At 45.9% G+C, this 13,653-nt stretch carries 13 protein-coding genes; 7 read left to right on the forward strand and 6 right to left on the reverse strand.

Features of this window, described 5'->3' with window-relative positions; genetic code table 11:
* Positions 1-35: 35 nt before the first annotated feature.
* A complete protein-coding gene (locus AAHK14_RS12150; protein ID WP_083108260.1) occupies positions 36-1,430 on the forward strand; it encodes a TonB-dependent receptor in 1,395 nt (464 codons plus the stop codon).
* Between the two features lie 90 nt (positions 1,431-1,520).
* Here AAHK14_RS12150 and ubiA read toward each other — a convergent pair whose 3' ends face one another.
* A complete protein-coding gene (gene ubiA, locus AAHK14_RS12155; protein ID WP_065256318.1) occupies positions 1,521-2,444 on the reverse strand; it encodes a 4-hydroxybenzoate octaprenyltransferase in 924 nt (307 codons plus the stop codon).
* 394 nt (positions 2,445-2,838) lie between these two features.
* Between ubiA and lysA the strand changes: the two genes are divergently transcribed.
* Together lysA and AAHK14_RS12165 are read left to right on the forward strand one after the other, a co-directional pair.
* On the forward strand, positions 2,839-4,155 hold the full coding sequence (gene lysA, locus AAHK14_RS12160; RefSeq protein WP_065256319.1) for a diaminopimelate decarboxylase: 1,317 nt from the start codon (positions 2,839-2,841) through the stop codon (positions 4,153-4,155).
* A gap of 193 nt (positions 4,156-4,348) precedes the next feature.
* Positions 4,349-5,053: a hypothetical protein gene (locus tag AAHK14_RS12165; protein WP_065256320.1), complete on the forward strand. Its 705-nt coding sequence runs from the start codon at positions 4,349-4,351 to the stop codon at positions 5,051-5,053.
* 39 nt (positions 5,054-5,092) lie between these two features.
* On the opposite strand, the gene AAHK14_RS12170 is transcribed toward AAHK14_RS12165, so the two are convergent.
* Positions 5,093-5,236 carry a hypothetical protein gene (locus AAHK14_RS12170; protein ID WP_194092588.1) on the reverse strand — a complete coding sequence of 48 codons (144 nt, stop codon included), beginning with the start codon at positions 5,234-5,236 and terminating at the stop codon, positions 5,093-5,095.
* Between the two features lie 255 nt (positions 5,237-5,491).
* Between AAHK14_RS12170 and ubiE the strand changes: the two genes are divergently transcribed.
* Together ubiE and AAHK14_RS12180 are read left to right on the forward strand one after the other, a co-directional pair.
* A complete protein-coding gene (ubiE, locus tag AAHK14_RS12175) occupies positions 5,492-6,385 on the forward strand; it encodes a bifunctional demethylmenaquinone methyltransferase/2-methoxy-6-polyprenyl-1,4-benzoquinol methylase UbiE (protein ID WP_065255493.1) in 894 nt (297 codons plus the stop codon).
* Between the two features lie 204 nt (positions 6,386-6,589).
* A complete protein-coding gene (locus AAHK14_RS12180) occupies positions 6,590-8,221 on the forward strand; it encodes an AarF/UbiB family protein (RefSeq protein ID WP_065255494.1) in 1,632 nt (543 codons plus the stop codon).
* 70 nt (positions 8,222-8,291) lie between these two features.
* On the opposite strand, the gene AAHK14_RS12185 is transcribed toward AAHK14_RS12180, so the two are convergent.
* Positions 8,292-8,579, reverse strand: coding sequence for a DUF1315 family protein (locus AAHK14_RS12185; protein ID WP_065255495.1), 288 nt, complete (start codon positions 8,577-8,579; stop codon positions 8,292-8,294).
* A gap of 427 nt (positions 8,580-9,006) precedes the next feature.
* Between AAHK14_RS12185 and AAHK14_RS12190 the strand changes: the two genes are divergently transcribed.
* On the forward strand, positions 9,007-9,318 hold the full coding sequence (locus AAHK14_RS12190; RefSeq protein ID WP_194092585.1) for a hypothetical protein: 312 nt from the start codon (positions 9,007-9,009) through the stop codon (positions 9,316-9,318).
* Positions 9,319-9,452: 134 nt separating this feature from the next.
* Positions 9,453-10,751, forward strand: a complete 1,299-nt coding sequence (locus AAHK14_RS12195; RefSeq protein WP_065255497.1) for a hypothetical protein — start codon at positions 9,453-9,455, stop codon at positions 10,749-10,751.
* Between the two features lie 40 nt (positions 10,752-10,791).
* Here AAHK14_RS12195 and AAHK14_RS12200 read toward each other — a convergent pair whose 3' ends face one another.
* From AAHK14_RS12200 to AAHK14_RS12210, 3 genes are read right to left on the reverse strand one after another with little or no spacing between them, the layout of a single operon-like run.
* Positions 10,792-11,727, reverse strand: coding sequence for a bestrophin family ion channel (locus AAHK14_RS12200; protein WP_065255498.1), 936 nt, complete (start codon positions 11,725-11,727; stop codon positions 10,792-10,794).
* Positions 11,724-12,521 (reverse strand): polyphenol oxidase family protein, encoded by a 798-nt coding sequence (locus AAHK14_RS12205; protein WP_065255499.1) that lies wholly within the window; start codon positions 12,519-12,521, stop codon positions 11,724-11,726. Before AAHK14_RS12205 ends, AAHK14_RS12200 begins: the two co-directional genes overlap by 4 nt.
* A 24-nt stretch (positions 12,522-12,545) precedes the next feature.
* Positions 12,546-13,616: an RluA family pseudouridine synthase gene (locus tag AAHK14_RS12210; RefSeq protein WP_065255500.1), complete on the reverse strand. Its 1,071-nt coding sequence runs from the start codon at positions 13,614-13,616 to the stop codon at positions 12,546-12,548.
* Positions 13,617-13,653 lie beyond the last annotated feature (37 nt).

Here is a 13,653-nt window from a genome sequence, read left to right on the forward strand (position 1 = left end):
ATTATCTACCAAACGGTTGGACATTAAAAAGTGCCATCAACCACACCGACCAAAAGTCCGACACCCGTATCGGCTCAATCTTTGCCGATACCGAGACATGGCCGGGCGTATCAGCAAGCGGTTATTATAGCACTTTCACCCTAAACCCCTTTCGCTATGACAAAACCGACAAACAAACTGCTTTTAAGCTTGATTTGACGGGCGACTATACACTGTTTGACAAGACTCATGATTTTTATGTGGGCTACACCTACAACAAAGAAGACATTCGCTCACGCTACATCAAAGTATGGAATGACGTGATTTATTGGAAAGACTCGAACCCTGGACGGGGCTGGAACCAAACTGCCGGCAAATACAACCCCTTTAACCTAACAGGCGATGAAGTCCCCGAGCCGAATTGGGATTTGTACGATGATTGGGGCGACCATGTGGATGTTTACCCTGAATATGATAATTTTGAAAAATTTCGCCGTTATAACTACAATACCTACGTCAATACCGCCAAACATCACGGAGCGACATTTAGCACTCGCCTAAACCCTACCGATAAATTACACTTACTGCTTGGCGTGCGATACAACCGCTTTAACATGGGTTCGGTCAAATGGATGCACGTCCTAAACGGCTATGGCGAGATGTACCGCCCAAACATCTATGGCGATGCCAAGCAAGTGGGCGAGATGCCGGGCAAAAAATGGGTGCCATTTGCAGGGATAAACTACGACCTAACACCCGACCACACCGCCTATGTCAGCTATGCCGAGATTTTTAAACCCCAAGAAGACACCGATGTCAGCTATACCGCCATGCTACCGCCCACCATTGGTACCAACTACGAAATCGGCCTAAAAGGGACGATGCGAGACGGACGACTAAACTACGCTCTGGCTCTCTTTCACACCGAACACAAAAACCGTGCCATTACCCGCCCCGACTACGGTCGCTGGCTCACCTATGCCGACCCTGTGGGCAAAGTCGTCAGCCGTGGCGTGGATGTAGAGCTGTCGGGCGATGTTACGGACAATCTACGCCTGTCCGCCAACTATACCTACAACAAAAGTGATTATAAAGATGTCAATGCTGGGGTATTTGAGCATTTATCACGTTATAATTTTAATAACCACACGCCCAAGCACATCTTTCGCTTGCACAGCCAATACCAACTGCCCAACAGCAAATGGCAAATCGGTGGCGGTGTGTCCGCCCAGAGCGAGACCAGTAGCCTAAGGGACATCCAACAAGGTGGCTACGCCCTATGGCACGCCAATGTTCGCTATGACATGAGTGATAATGCCAGCGTGAGTTTAGTAGGTAATAATTTGACCGATAAAGTGTATTTTGAAAATAACCCCAACCGCACTCGGGGCAAAAACAACTTTTATGGCGAGCCGAGAAACTTTGCTTTAAAAGTGGATTGGAAGTTTTAGGGGGATTTTGCCACAAAGGTAGACATGTGGATATAGGGACGTGCCAAGCACGTCCTTTGCGTTTGACATCAAAGTGCTTATCCTTATTTATCATCCCCCCAACATCATCACCGACATCACCGCCACATACAAAAACACATACCGCCCCACCCACGCATTTTGGCGAAAGGCGGTAAAGCAGTTTAGGCGTTCACGAGTTTTGATTTTGTCATATTGCATGGCAAACAGCCCTGCCAAACCGACCGCCAAACCACACGCAGACCACACCCCAAAAAAGCGATGCACCAATGCTATCATGATGACCAAAAACACGCCATTTAACGCCATGATAAAATAAATGTCTTTGTCGCCAAACCATTTTTCAAACAAAATGGCGGTGGATTTTACCCCAATCTTGACATCATCGTCCTTGTCGCACATGGCGTACATCGTATCATACGCCACCGTCCAGCACATATAGGCAACAAAGACAAGCCAGCCTGTCAGCCCAACACCGCTTTGTCCCTGCTCACTACGCACCGCCACAAACGCCATCGGCACCGCCCAACCAAACGCCATTGCAAGTACCACTTGGGGCAGGTGCGTGTAGCGTTTCATAAACGGATAGATAAACGCAAGAAATACCGCCACCAGCGACCAATAAAACACCTGTATCGGCAAAAAAAAGAGTAAACACGCTGACAGTCCCGACAAGCCCACAAAGGTCAAAACGGCAGTTTTGGCAGACAGTCGCCCGTCTGCCAAAGGGCGGTCTTTGGTGCGTTTGACTTGTCCGTCCACCTTGCGGTCGGCAAAGTCATTGATAGCACAGCCCGATGCTCGCATAAGCACCGCCCCAAGCGTAAAAATAACGATGTGAGCCATGCTCGGCAATCGCCCCACGCCTGCATTTGCCAAAAACAACGCCCACAAAGTCGGATACAAAAGTAGCTCCGTCCCCACAGGTTTATCAAAACGGGTCAGTTGTAGCCATGCGATGAGTTTGTCTTTAAAGGTGTAAGTGGTTGCAGTCATGATGTCAAATGGTTAATTTTTGGGGTATTTTATCATAAAGCCTTTTTTATATAACAATGAAAAATGGTTTATATTTAAAAAAAATCGTTAGGGCGTGTTGAACTTTGGTATTTGCAATGAAAAATGAGAAAAATCGCACGTTTTTCAAGGAAAAGTCCGAAGTTGATATTGAAATATCAACAAGGATTTTGACGAAGAAAAACAAGATTTAGCCATTTTTCATGCAAAAATTGATTTAGAGTGTTAAGTTTTTGCCTTACTTTATAAAAATGTTATCAATGTTCAACACGCCCTATATATTCTGCCCAAACCCCAATTATTTTTAAAATAAAAAATGACAAACCAAAATTTTTTGTTAAAATAAACCCCCAAATACTTTTTTAACGGAAAAACCATGGCAGACAGCACCGAACACTCAATCCTAACCATAGACCCACGCACGCACGTGGCGGATTTGCCTTTTATCGACTACCAAGACGACACACTATTTATTGACAACGTCAGCACCAAAACCCTAGCCCAGACCTATGGCACACCGCTTTATGTGTACAGCAAAAACGCCCTACTTGCCAATTACCGTGCCTATGTGGAGAGTTTCGCCCCCTTGTCAGACGTGCAGATTTGCTATGCGGTCAAATCCAACTCAAACCTTGCCGTCCTTGCCACGCTTGCCCATGCAGGGGCAGGCTTTGACATCGTGTCAGCAGGCGAGCTTGCCCGTGTATTAAAAGCAGGCGGACAGGCGGACAAAGTCGTCTATTCGGGCGTGGGCAAAACCAAAAGCGACATCGCCACCGCCCTAAATGCAGGGGTTGGGTGCTTTAATGTCGAAGCGGTGAGTGAGATTGAACTCATCAGCCAAGTGGCAAGCGAGCTTGGCAAAACCGCCCCCATTGCCCTGCGTATCAACCCCGATGTAGATGCCAAAACGCACCCTTACATCTCCACAGGCTTAAAGGACAACAAATTTGGTATCAGCCATGATAACGCCCTAGATGCTTATTGTTTTGCCAAATCCTTGCCAAACCTTGACATCATCGGCATAGACTGCCACATCGGTTCACAGCTCACCGACACCCAGCCTTTTGTGGACGCTTTGGATAAAGTCATTGAGCTCATTGACGAGCTACACGCACAGGGCATTAGCTTACGCCATGTGGATTTGGGCGGGGGCTTGGGCGTGCGTTATACCGATGAGACCCCTGCCAGCGTGAGCGAATACGCCAACGCCCTACTGCCCAAACTGCTTGATTTACAAGAAAAATATGGTCTAGGGCTACACTTAGAACCAGGGCGAAACATCTCCGCCAATGCAGGGGTGCTACTCACAAATGTGGACGTACTAAAACCCACCGAACACAAAAACTTTGCCATCGTGGATGCGTCCATGTGCGAACTCATGCGACCTGCCCTTTATGGCTCGGTCATGGCGGTTATTCCTGCCGATTTGACCGCCACGACCACCCCCCAAGTGTGGGACATTGTCGGCTCGGTATGTGAGTCGTCCGACTTTTTGGCAAAAAATCGCACGCTTGCCCTAAACGTGGGCGACACCCTTGCTATCACAGGAGCAGGAGCTTATGGCTTTGTCATGGCAAGCAACTACAACACCCGCCCCAGACCTGCCGAGATTATGTGTGATGACGGCTCTCATCGAGTCGTGCGTGAGCGTGAGAGTTTGGACGATTTGTGGCGTGGCGAGAGCGTTTGATTCAAACCGACCAGTTGGTATGTTTTATGGTAACACAACCATTTAAATCGCCATGATTTTAAATAAAATAGGAGTGCAGGGATTGACTCTGCACGCCTTATAAAAAACAATTCCGTCAAACTTACAAATCCGACCTTTAACCCAACCTTGACTCATTTTAACCCCACTTTAACCCACCAACAAAATTAACGCCATGTCCCAAATCCAAACCCTAGTCGATATGCTAAAAGCCTATCAAGCCCTACCCCATCACACCAATCCTGCCCTAAAACAGGCACTTAGCGATGTACAAGCATGGCAAAAGGCTCGTATCAAACGCACCAATCACGCTCTATTTGCCGATGACAAAACCGCCCCACTTGCCAATTATCTCATTGAGCGGATTTATGGCGATGATGATTTTGACGTGCTTGCCGACCAGCTGTTAACCGCAGGGACGAACGCCCTAAATGGCTCGGGCAAACTAGAAAAGCTCATCCCCACCAACGCCCTAGGGGCAGGCGTGCTTGGCGTGCAGTCGGCAGTTCATGCCATCAGTCTTGATTTAACATTGGCAACGTCCCTACTGGCTGACTTTGGCGAGCGTTACACCAATGGGGGTATTGATGACACGCTCATGCATGACGTGTATCGGCACGTCAATGCCAAAGACGAACGTATCGCCCAAATCCACACCATCAAAGACGTGTGCGAGCAGTCTTATAAATATTTTAATTCCTTTATCCTGCAAAACGCCTTTAAACTTGCCAAAGGCATGGCATACGACAACGGCTATCAGCCCCTGTATGACTTCATCGGGGACGGACTGGTCGCCATGAAACCCCTAAAACGCATTGATGATTTTACCGTGCCGTTTGTGGCAAATGAGCTTGTCGTGATTCATGAAATTCATGAATGAATTTTTGGTACTAGGGCGTGTTGAACATTGATAACATTTTTATAAAATAAGATGAAAATTTAACGTTTCAATCAATTTTTGCATGAAAATGGCTAAATCTTGTTTTTCATCGTCAAAAACCTGTCTGATAGAATGACTATCAGCCTCAAGTTTTTTCCTTGAAAAACGTGCGATTTTTCTCATTTTTCATTGCAAATACCAAAGTTCAACACGCCCTACTCAATTAAGATATATTTTAAAATTTGGACGTGTAAGGGCGAACACAACACCCAAAAATCAATACTTTATCACAGGGTAAATGTAATTTTCCCCTACAAGTCCACCCAAAGACATGGTAAATTAACAATACCGAATTCTTTTAATTTTCCCAAAACACGCCCATTCTTGCCCAAATTAGCGTATAATAAGGGCGTGTTTTTAAAATTTGGAAAAATAGCCATGACCGACAACGACTTTACCAATCCCAACATCCTACCCACAGGTAAGCCCCAAGGACAATCCGCCATGCAAACCCCTGCCAATGGCGAGCAAGTCCAAGCCAACAGCCAAACTGATGACAATTTGGACAACCGCTATTCTGAAAACATTGGCGAGACCACCCATTTTGGCTACCAAACCGTCAATGCTCGTGAAAAAGAAGCCAAAGTCGGACAAGTGTTTACATCGGTTGCCACCAAATACGACATCATGAACGACTTGATGAGCTTTGGCATTCACAGGCTTTGGAAGCGTTTTGCCATTAAGATGAGTGGCGTGCGTGCAGGGCAGCACGTCCTTGACATCGCAGGCGGTACGGGCGACTTGGCAAAAGTGTTCAGTAAAGAAGTCGGTCGCTCGGGACGTGTGGTCTTATCCGACATCAACGAAGCCATGCTGGAAGTGGGTCGCACACGCCTTATCAATGCAGGGTGCAACAACGTGGATTTTGTGCTTGCCAATGCCGAAACCTTAGAACCCTTCGCTGATAACTCGTTTGACCTAGTTACCATTAGCTTTGGACTGCGTAACGTTACCGACAAACAAAAAGCCCTAGAAGCCATGTGGCGTGTGCTAAAACCAGGTGGGCGACTGCTCGTGCTAGAATTTAGCAAACCTGTGTTTGAGCCACTATCAAAGGCGTATGATTTGTACTCTTTTACCGCCCTACCACTCATGGGTAAAGTGGTCGCAGGCGACAGCGAAAGCTATCAATATCTGGCGGAGAGTATCCGTATGCACCCAGACCAAGCCACCCTAAAAGCCATGATGGAGCAAGCAGGGTTTGTTAATTGTGATTATCACAACCTAACGGGCGGTATCGTGGCGGTACATCGTGGCTTTAAGGCTCGTTGATTGTTTATATTCATTTAACTTCAAATATACTCGGGGCATGGAAAGCACGCCCCTACAAAAGCATTTTTAAAATTATGGGTAAATTGATTTACCCCTACAATCCATTTAAAATAAAGATTTTAAATACCTGCCAAAAGGTAAATTTTACCCATTTATCTTTTGTCTTTTTAAAACTCCTTTTATCAAACCCCATTTTACCTAACCATGCTCATCTCTTATAAAAACCGCCTGTTTGACCTATATCGCATTTGTGCCAAATACCGCCTTGACACCCATTTTGCGGACGTGCCAGAGCTTGTCCCCTTGGCACGGCTTATCAAAATGCACCCTGCAAGCATTGGCAAATCGCATAACCCGCTAGGAGTCAAGCTCGCCCTAGAAGAGATGGGAACGCTCTTTTTAAAGCTCGGGCAACTGCTCTCCACCCGCTCTGACCTACTGCCCCCCGACATCATCGCCCAATTATCGCTACTACAAGACAAAGTTGCCCCGTTTGACGTTGAAGTTTTAAAACATGAAATAGAACACCCCAAAACAGGGCTGGGTAAGCCAATTGGTGAGATATTTAGCCGATTTGATGACAAGCCACTCGCCGCCGCCAGTATCGCCCAAGTGCATACCGCTTGCTTGCCTGACGGTCGGGAAGTGGTCGTTAAAGTCGTCCGCCCCGACATTCGCCCTGTTATTATCAAGGATTTTGAGCTACTTCGGGAGCTTGCGGGCTTCCTATCGGCTCGCATGGAGTCGGCTCGGGCGGTGCATATCGTGAGTATCGTGGAAGACTACCGTCAAATCATGCTAAACGAGCTTGATTTGACCTTGGAGTCCGCCAACGCCACTCGCATGAGAAACAATTTCACAAACTCGCCACTCATCTACGTCCCCGAAGTCTATATGGCAAACAAGTCCGTCATGGTCTCGGAGCGGATTTTTGGCGTGCCGATTTCACAGACAGATGAATTTGACGCATTGGGCTATGACCGTGCCGTCCTTGCCAAAAATGGCTTGACGATATTTTTTACCCAAGTGTTTCGGGATAACTTTTTTCATGCCGACATGCACCCCGGTAACATCTTTGTGGAGACCATGCCAGACGGTCAAGCAGTGGCAAATCCACGCTATCTAGGGCTAGATTGTGCGATTATGGGGCAACTTGCCCCCGATGACCAGCTCGTTGTCGCTCGTATGCTCCTATCGGTCATGAATGGCAACTACACCACGCTGGTGGACATCATCAGTCACGCAGGTTGGATACCACCGTCCGCCGACAAACACGCACTCATCGCCGACATGGCTCGCACGGTAAGCCCCATGGTGTCTAAGCCCATGAGTGAGCTTGATTTTGCAGGGATATTGTTTGAGATTTTAAACATCGCTCGCCGTCATCAGATGAGTATACCGCCACAGCTTATGCTCCTCCTAAAAACGCTCGTCCATGTGGAAGGGCTTGGGCGTGAGCTATACCCTGACCTTGATATTTGGTCGCTTGCCAAGCCGATTTTGACTGATTGGGTAAAATCACAGCTTGACCCCACACGTTTTTTGAATGATTTTTATGACAAATTGCCCGAACATCTACTGTCCGCCACTGACCTGCCTAAACTTGCCACCCAAAGCATTCAATCGCTTGCCACGCTTGGTGGACGACAGGACAAACAACTAAGAGAAATCCAAGCCCTACGAGCCGACTTTTTAAACCAAAAACGCCATGATTGGATAGCCTTGGGTGGATTTTTGACCTTTATCGCCATTGGGCTGACCGTGCCGATTTGGTGGGTGGGCGTGGTGTTTCATGTGCTGGCGTTGGGGTTTGTGGTGTGGCGGATTTTAGCCTAATAGCCGAATTTTAGACTTAAAAAACTTTGGACATGAAAAAGGCGACATGACTCGCCTTTTTGCTTTTTAATCACTTAAACTTCACAGGTCGCTCAGCATTGGGATAATGATGTTCATGTTCCACATCACAGTCCTCGCCCACGGTATTGCCTTTGTCATCTTTGGGCTTTTCAATATAGCCCGTGCGTTCTTCTACGGGCAAATACTCATGCTCCCACACCATGACCGCTTGCATACAGGTTTGGCGTTGTTCGTCTGTTAGGCGAACGCCGTTATCCCATTTGCCAATCTCAATGGCGGTGCGGAATTTAGCGACGATTTCGGGGGTTAGGCTGTTTAGGATGTCTTGTTTGTTCATGTTTGACCTTTTAATTTATTATTTGACAATGATTGTTGATTTTAAGATGCGCTTAGGGCATGTTGAACATTGATAATATTTTATAAAATAAGATGAAAATTTGACAATTTCAATCAATTTTTGCATGAAAATAGCTATCCGACCACTTAACTGTGCGATTTTAAGATTTTTACTTAATTTTAAAATTAAGTGGTCGGATTGTTTTTCATAATAAAAACTTGTCCGACAGAAAACTTACAGCCTTTGTTTTTTCCTTGAAAAACGTGCGATTTTTCTCATTTTTCATTGTAAACACCAAAGGCAGGCACGCCCTAGCACTTTCCATCTGTTTTTGTGAACACTTGAAGCATATTTTATAAAATAATGGTTAATTTTTATAAAATATATGTTACAATAAGTTTGTTTTGTTAGTAAAGGAAACAGTTTCATGCAAGATATTTACAATTTAGACATAAATGTCGTCAATCAGTTAGCAGGCATCGACCCCGTTCTAAACCCCGACTGGCAAGAGATTTTAGATGGCATTATACCACAGCTCGACGAAGAGTCGCAAACGGTCGTTGCAAGCACTGTTTTAGCCCCTAAAGGTATCATTTATAGCAAGACCACAGGGAAGTATTTCGCCAAAAAACCTGCCACGCTTGCCCAGACTTTACAATCACTTCCTTTGCAAAATAAACAGCTCATCAAAGCTGCCCAAATCTTGCAGGACGTTTATCAGACTGCCCCCCCCCCCTGATAACGAAACTCAATCCTATGATGTGCACTTACTTATCGACGAATTAGAAGCTGCCCTAACCTAATCTTGATAAAGTTCCAATCAGTCCCGATAGGAATGAACATAAACAACGTACTGCCATCAGAACCGCCTTTTTGTATGAATTTTCTGATTGGCTTGACACCATCAAACTGGAAATGCCCAAAAGTGTACGCCAAATCAATGAACGCATTTTTAAGATTTTTACCAAAGAAGTCTTTATTAAATCACTCATTCAAGGACGAGATTTTCGCTACCTAGAAGCGGTGGATTTGGATCTGTATGGCGTTACCCATTTTCCAGCATTTATCCAAAAAGAAGCCAGCAACCGCAAATTGCTCATCGTTGAGACTAAGCACATTTGGTTTATCGTATCTCCGTCCGAAACCTTGGGCAGTAACCCATTCTCACTAAGACGATTTTTAGCCGAAGATATCACAGGTGGGTTTGCTTATTTTAATGGCTTAGCGCTTACCAAATCCTTATGTGACAAACCAGAAGTGCAAGAAGTCATGCTAAAATTTGTCAATCGTATTTTTAGCCTTGACCGCAACATCTCTGATGAACTCAAAAAATATGCCATTCACATTCGAAAAATGGTCAAAGAGCAATTCACTCCCATCTTACTGGATAGTAAATTTACCGCAGACGGTAGTAGTGCGGAAAAAACCATTGCCAGACGGATTATTAAATTTGAAGAACTACTGACCAGTTCAGTATTACGACAACTGCCTACCATGATTAGCATTGCCAAAAATTCTGAATTTGACCAAGAATTTTTGTTTCATCGTTTAAATGGCTTTTTTAATGAACTACTCATTTTGATTAAGAATTTTAGAATGCACCCACTGGCTCGCCACGCCTTTGTCGCCCAGCATTTGCAGTTGCGTGTATTAGCACTTGATGTGTTAATACAAAAAAACAGGGGGGCGATTTTTGACCCCACCATTAGCACCGAAGAGCTAAGAGAAAAGCTCGGTGAAGCAATGAACGACATTCGTGAGAGTTACGAAGAAGGGCTTAACAACATGGCGGAGATAGAAGAGCTTATCGCCAATACCAAAGCTTACGATGACAAAAAAGCCTCCGGTGGATTTTTTGCCAAATTAGGCTTTGGCAAACCCAAATACACAATGGAAGAACTAAGAGAGGCGAAACAAGAGCTAAATGAAGAGTTTTTTGTAGAAATTGTACGCCTTGCCAAAAAACATAAACAAGCAATTGTGTATGTGGAATACGAAACCGACTTTGAGATTAATGAGGATTATCGCCACTATGCCATCGCTAACGAAAGTTATGGCTTGGCACGCCTGCCCTATATCATCGCCCTACCAGAAGACCGTGAGACGTTCTCATTAGAGGCACTAAAAGACGATGTATACTGGGAAATTTTTGACCAAATTTATAACGTATAAAGCACCAACAAGGGCGAACGTGATGTTTGCCCTTTTCTTTTCACAAAAAATTAAACCGCCCATCATCACCCATCGCCTGTGGCAAATCATCCGTTGCCACGCCCATGAGTGCCAAGGTCTCACGCTCTATCAGCCGTGTAATCGTATCTAGGGGCAAATCATTTTGTGCCACGCCAAACGGCTCTTCCAACTGACTGCTTAGCTCGTCCAGCCCCAAAAACATGTAGGCAAGCAGTCCCACCAAAAACGGCGTCCAAATCCCCAGTACCGACTCAATGCCAAACGGCAACATCCAACAAAAACAAAACACCGCCCGATGCAGCAGCACCGAATACACCAGTGGCAAGGGCGTGCTACTGATACGGTCGCACCCTGCCTGAATGTTACCCATTTCGATGATGTGGCGTTGGATACTGGTGTAGATGATGTCACTGATTTGTCCTGATTTGACGGCATGGATAAGGCGGTGTTGCATTCGCTCTAACACCACCTGCGGAGCGTTGATGTGCTGACGAATGAGCGTATTTAGCTCATCTTTGTCTTTATCATCAATGCCCAGATAATCGGCAAATCTCTCTACGGGCAGTTTTTGATGACGTAGGCGGTCTCTAAATAAATTGACAAAAATCAGCATATCCACCAGCACCGCCCGTCTGTCGTCCGCATTCAAAAAATGCGTATCCCTACTAAAATGACGAGTATTAGCAATGAGCGAACCCCACAGTTTACGCCCTTCCCACCACCTGTCATAGCAAGCATTATTCCTAAATCCCAAAAAGATAGATAGCACCACGCCAAACACCGTAAAACCGACCGCAGGGACGTTTTTGACGGTGTAGAGCTGATAATGCGACAAGCCCCACGCTATCATAGACACCGCCATGAGCAGGATTATCATCGGTAGCACTTTGGGCAGTATCGTGCCATGCCACATGAACAGCAGTTTTAGGCTGTTGTGTTTATCACGGACTATCATAACTTAACAATCACAGTCGCCATACGTCCTGTGGCGGACTTTTTGGCATGGGTTTGCTGGCGGTATGAGTAGTATTTTGGGTTAGCATAACTGCACGGAACAGTATCGTTTATGACCGTGATGTCTAAATGGGACAGTTGTAATTTGGTTAATTTTACAATATCAATCAAGCACTTATCATCGTCTTTATCCGTGATAATCTGTTGATATAACTCATCAAATGTCAATGCCACTAGGTTTTTATCACTCACTTGGCTGATGATGTCATGAGCTAAGGTTTTGTTAATCTCATAATTATCATGGCTGATACACGCCCCGATGACGGCTTTGATGTTGTTTTTATCATGAAAATTCTCATAAGTATTTTTAATGATACCTTTGGTGAGCCCTTGCCAACCTGCATGAATACAGGCGATTTGGCCATTCTCATTATCTGCACAATCATCATTAAAAAGAGCAATCGGCACGCAGTCGGCGGTCATGATAGACAGTGCCACGCCTGCCTTATCAGTGATGAGTGCGTCTGCGTCTTGGGGGACTATGGCGGATTTGGCGTGTGCCACGATGTCGCTGTGGATTTGGTTTAACCAGTGGATTTGGCTCACGTTATCATTTGTAAGTCCGTTTAACCTATCTAACAACGCCATGCGGTTGGTAAGAACTTGCTCGCTGTCATCGCCAACGTGTAACCCCATGTTAAACGAGCCATATAAATCATTGCCCCATTTGTCAAACTCGCCTGCGTGGGTCTGGACGATAAGCACATGGTCATTTTGGTATAATATATCAAACATGATAATCCTGTTAATTTTATAAAATTATTCTTGCAAAATCCCAATCATCACCGCCATATCAGACGGCATATCACGGCTAAATACCAACGCCTTGCCCGTGGTCGGGTGGATAAAGCCGAGCTTATGGGCGTGCAAGGCTTGACGGGGAAAATCTATCACCGCTTGGCGAGTGGCAGGAGCAAGACCTGATTTGGGAAGTCCGCCATAAACCTTATCGCCAAGCAGGGCATGACCGACATGGGACAGGTGTACACGGATTTGGTGGGTACGCCCCGTCTCCAAGCGAACATGGAGCAAGCTATAATGCGTACCCAGTGGCGTGGCGGATATGATGTGCGTGGTGGCAGGTTTACCGCCGTCCGTTACCGTCATCTTGGTGCGATGAATGCGGTGTCGCCCTATCGGTGCGTCTATCGTGGCATGGCGTAAGATGTCGCTTGGCACACCTGTGGCGATACATTGGTATTCCCGATAGACCGATTTGTCTTTTAGTTGTTCGGTCAAATCAAGCTGGGCGGATTTGGTGCGAGCGACAATGAGTAGCCCCGATGTGTCCTTATCAATGCGATGAACCAGCCCTGCCCGTGGCAGGTGGGCGTTATCAGGATAATGATATAGCAAGGCATTGACGAGCGTGCCTGTGCGATTGCCCGCCCCAGGGTGGACGACCAGACCGACAGGCTTATTTATCACAATCACGTCATCATCGGCATAGACCACGTCAAGGGGGATATTTTCGGGCAAATCTTCGCTGTGATTGTCAAGCTTGGCGGATAGGGTCAAAACATCGCCCAGTTTGACACGGTATTTGCTTTTTTGGGGCGTGTCATTGACAAGCAAGCTCTCATCATCAATAAAGCCCTGTATCTGCACTCGGGAAAAGCCGTCAAACACGTCTGTGGCGATTTTGTCTAGGCGTGTGCCGATGTCGGATTCGCCCACGATGTAGCTTTGGGTGAGCGGATTTGGCGAGTCTGTCTCGGCAAATTCATCATCATTATCATTTAAACTGGATAAATTGGGCAAATCAGCTAAGTCATCATTACTGGCGGTCTGACTAAAAGAATGTAAAGAATGTAAAGAATGTTCTGTCATGGCGATATTTAAATTGCTTTTTTAAAATTACTTTGAA

It is taken from the genome of Moraxella sp. K1664, from assembly GCF_039693965.1.
Lineage (GTDB): Bacteria > Pseudomonadota > Gammaproteobacteria > Pseudomonadales > Moraxellaceae > Moraxella.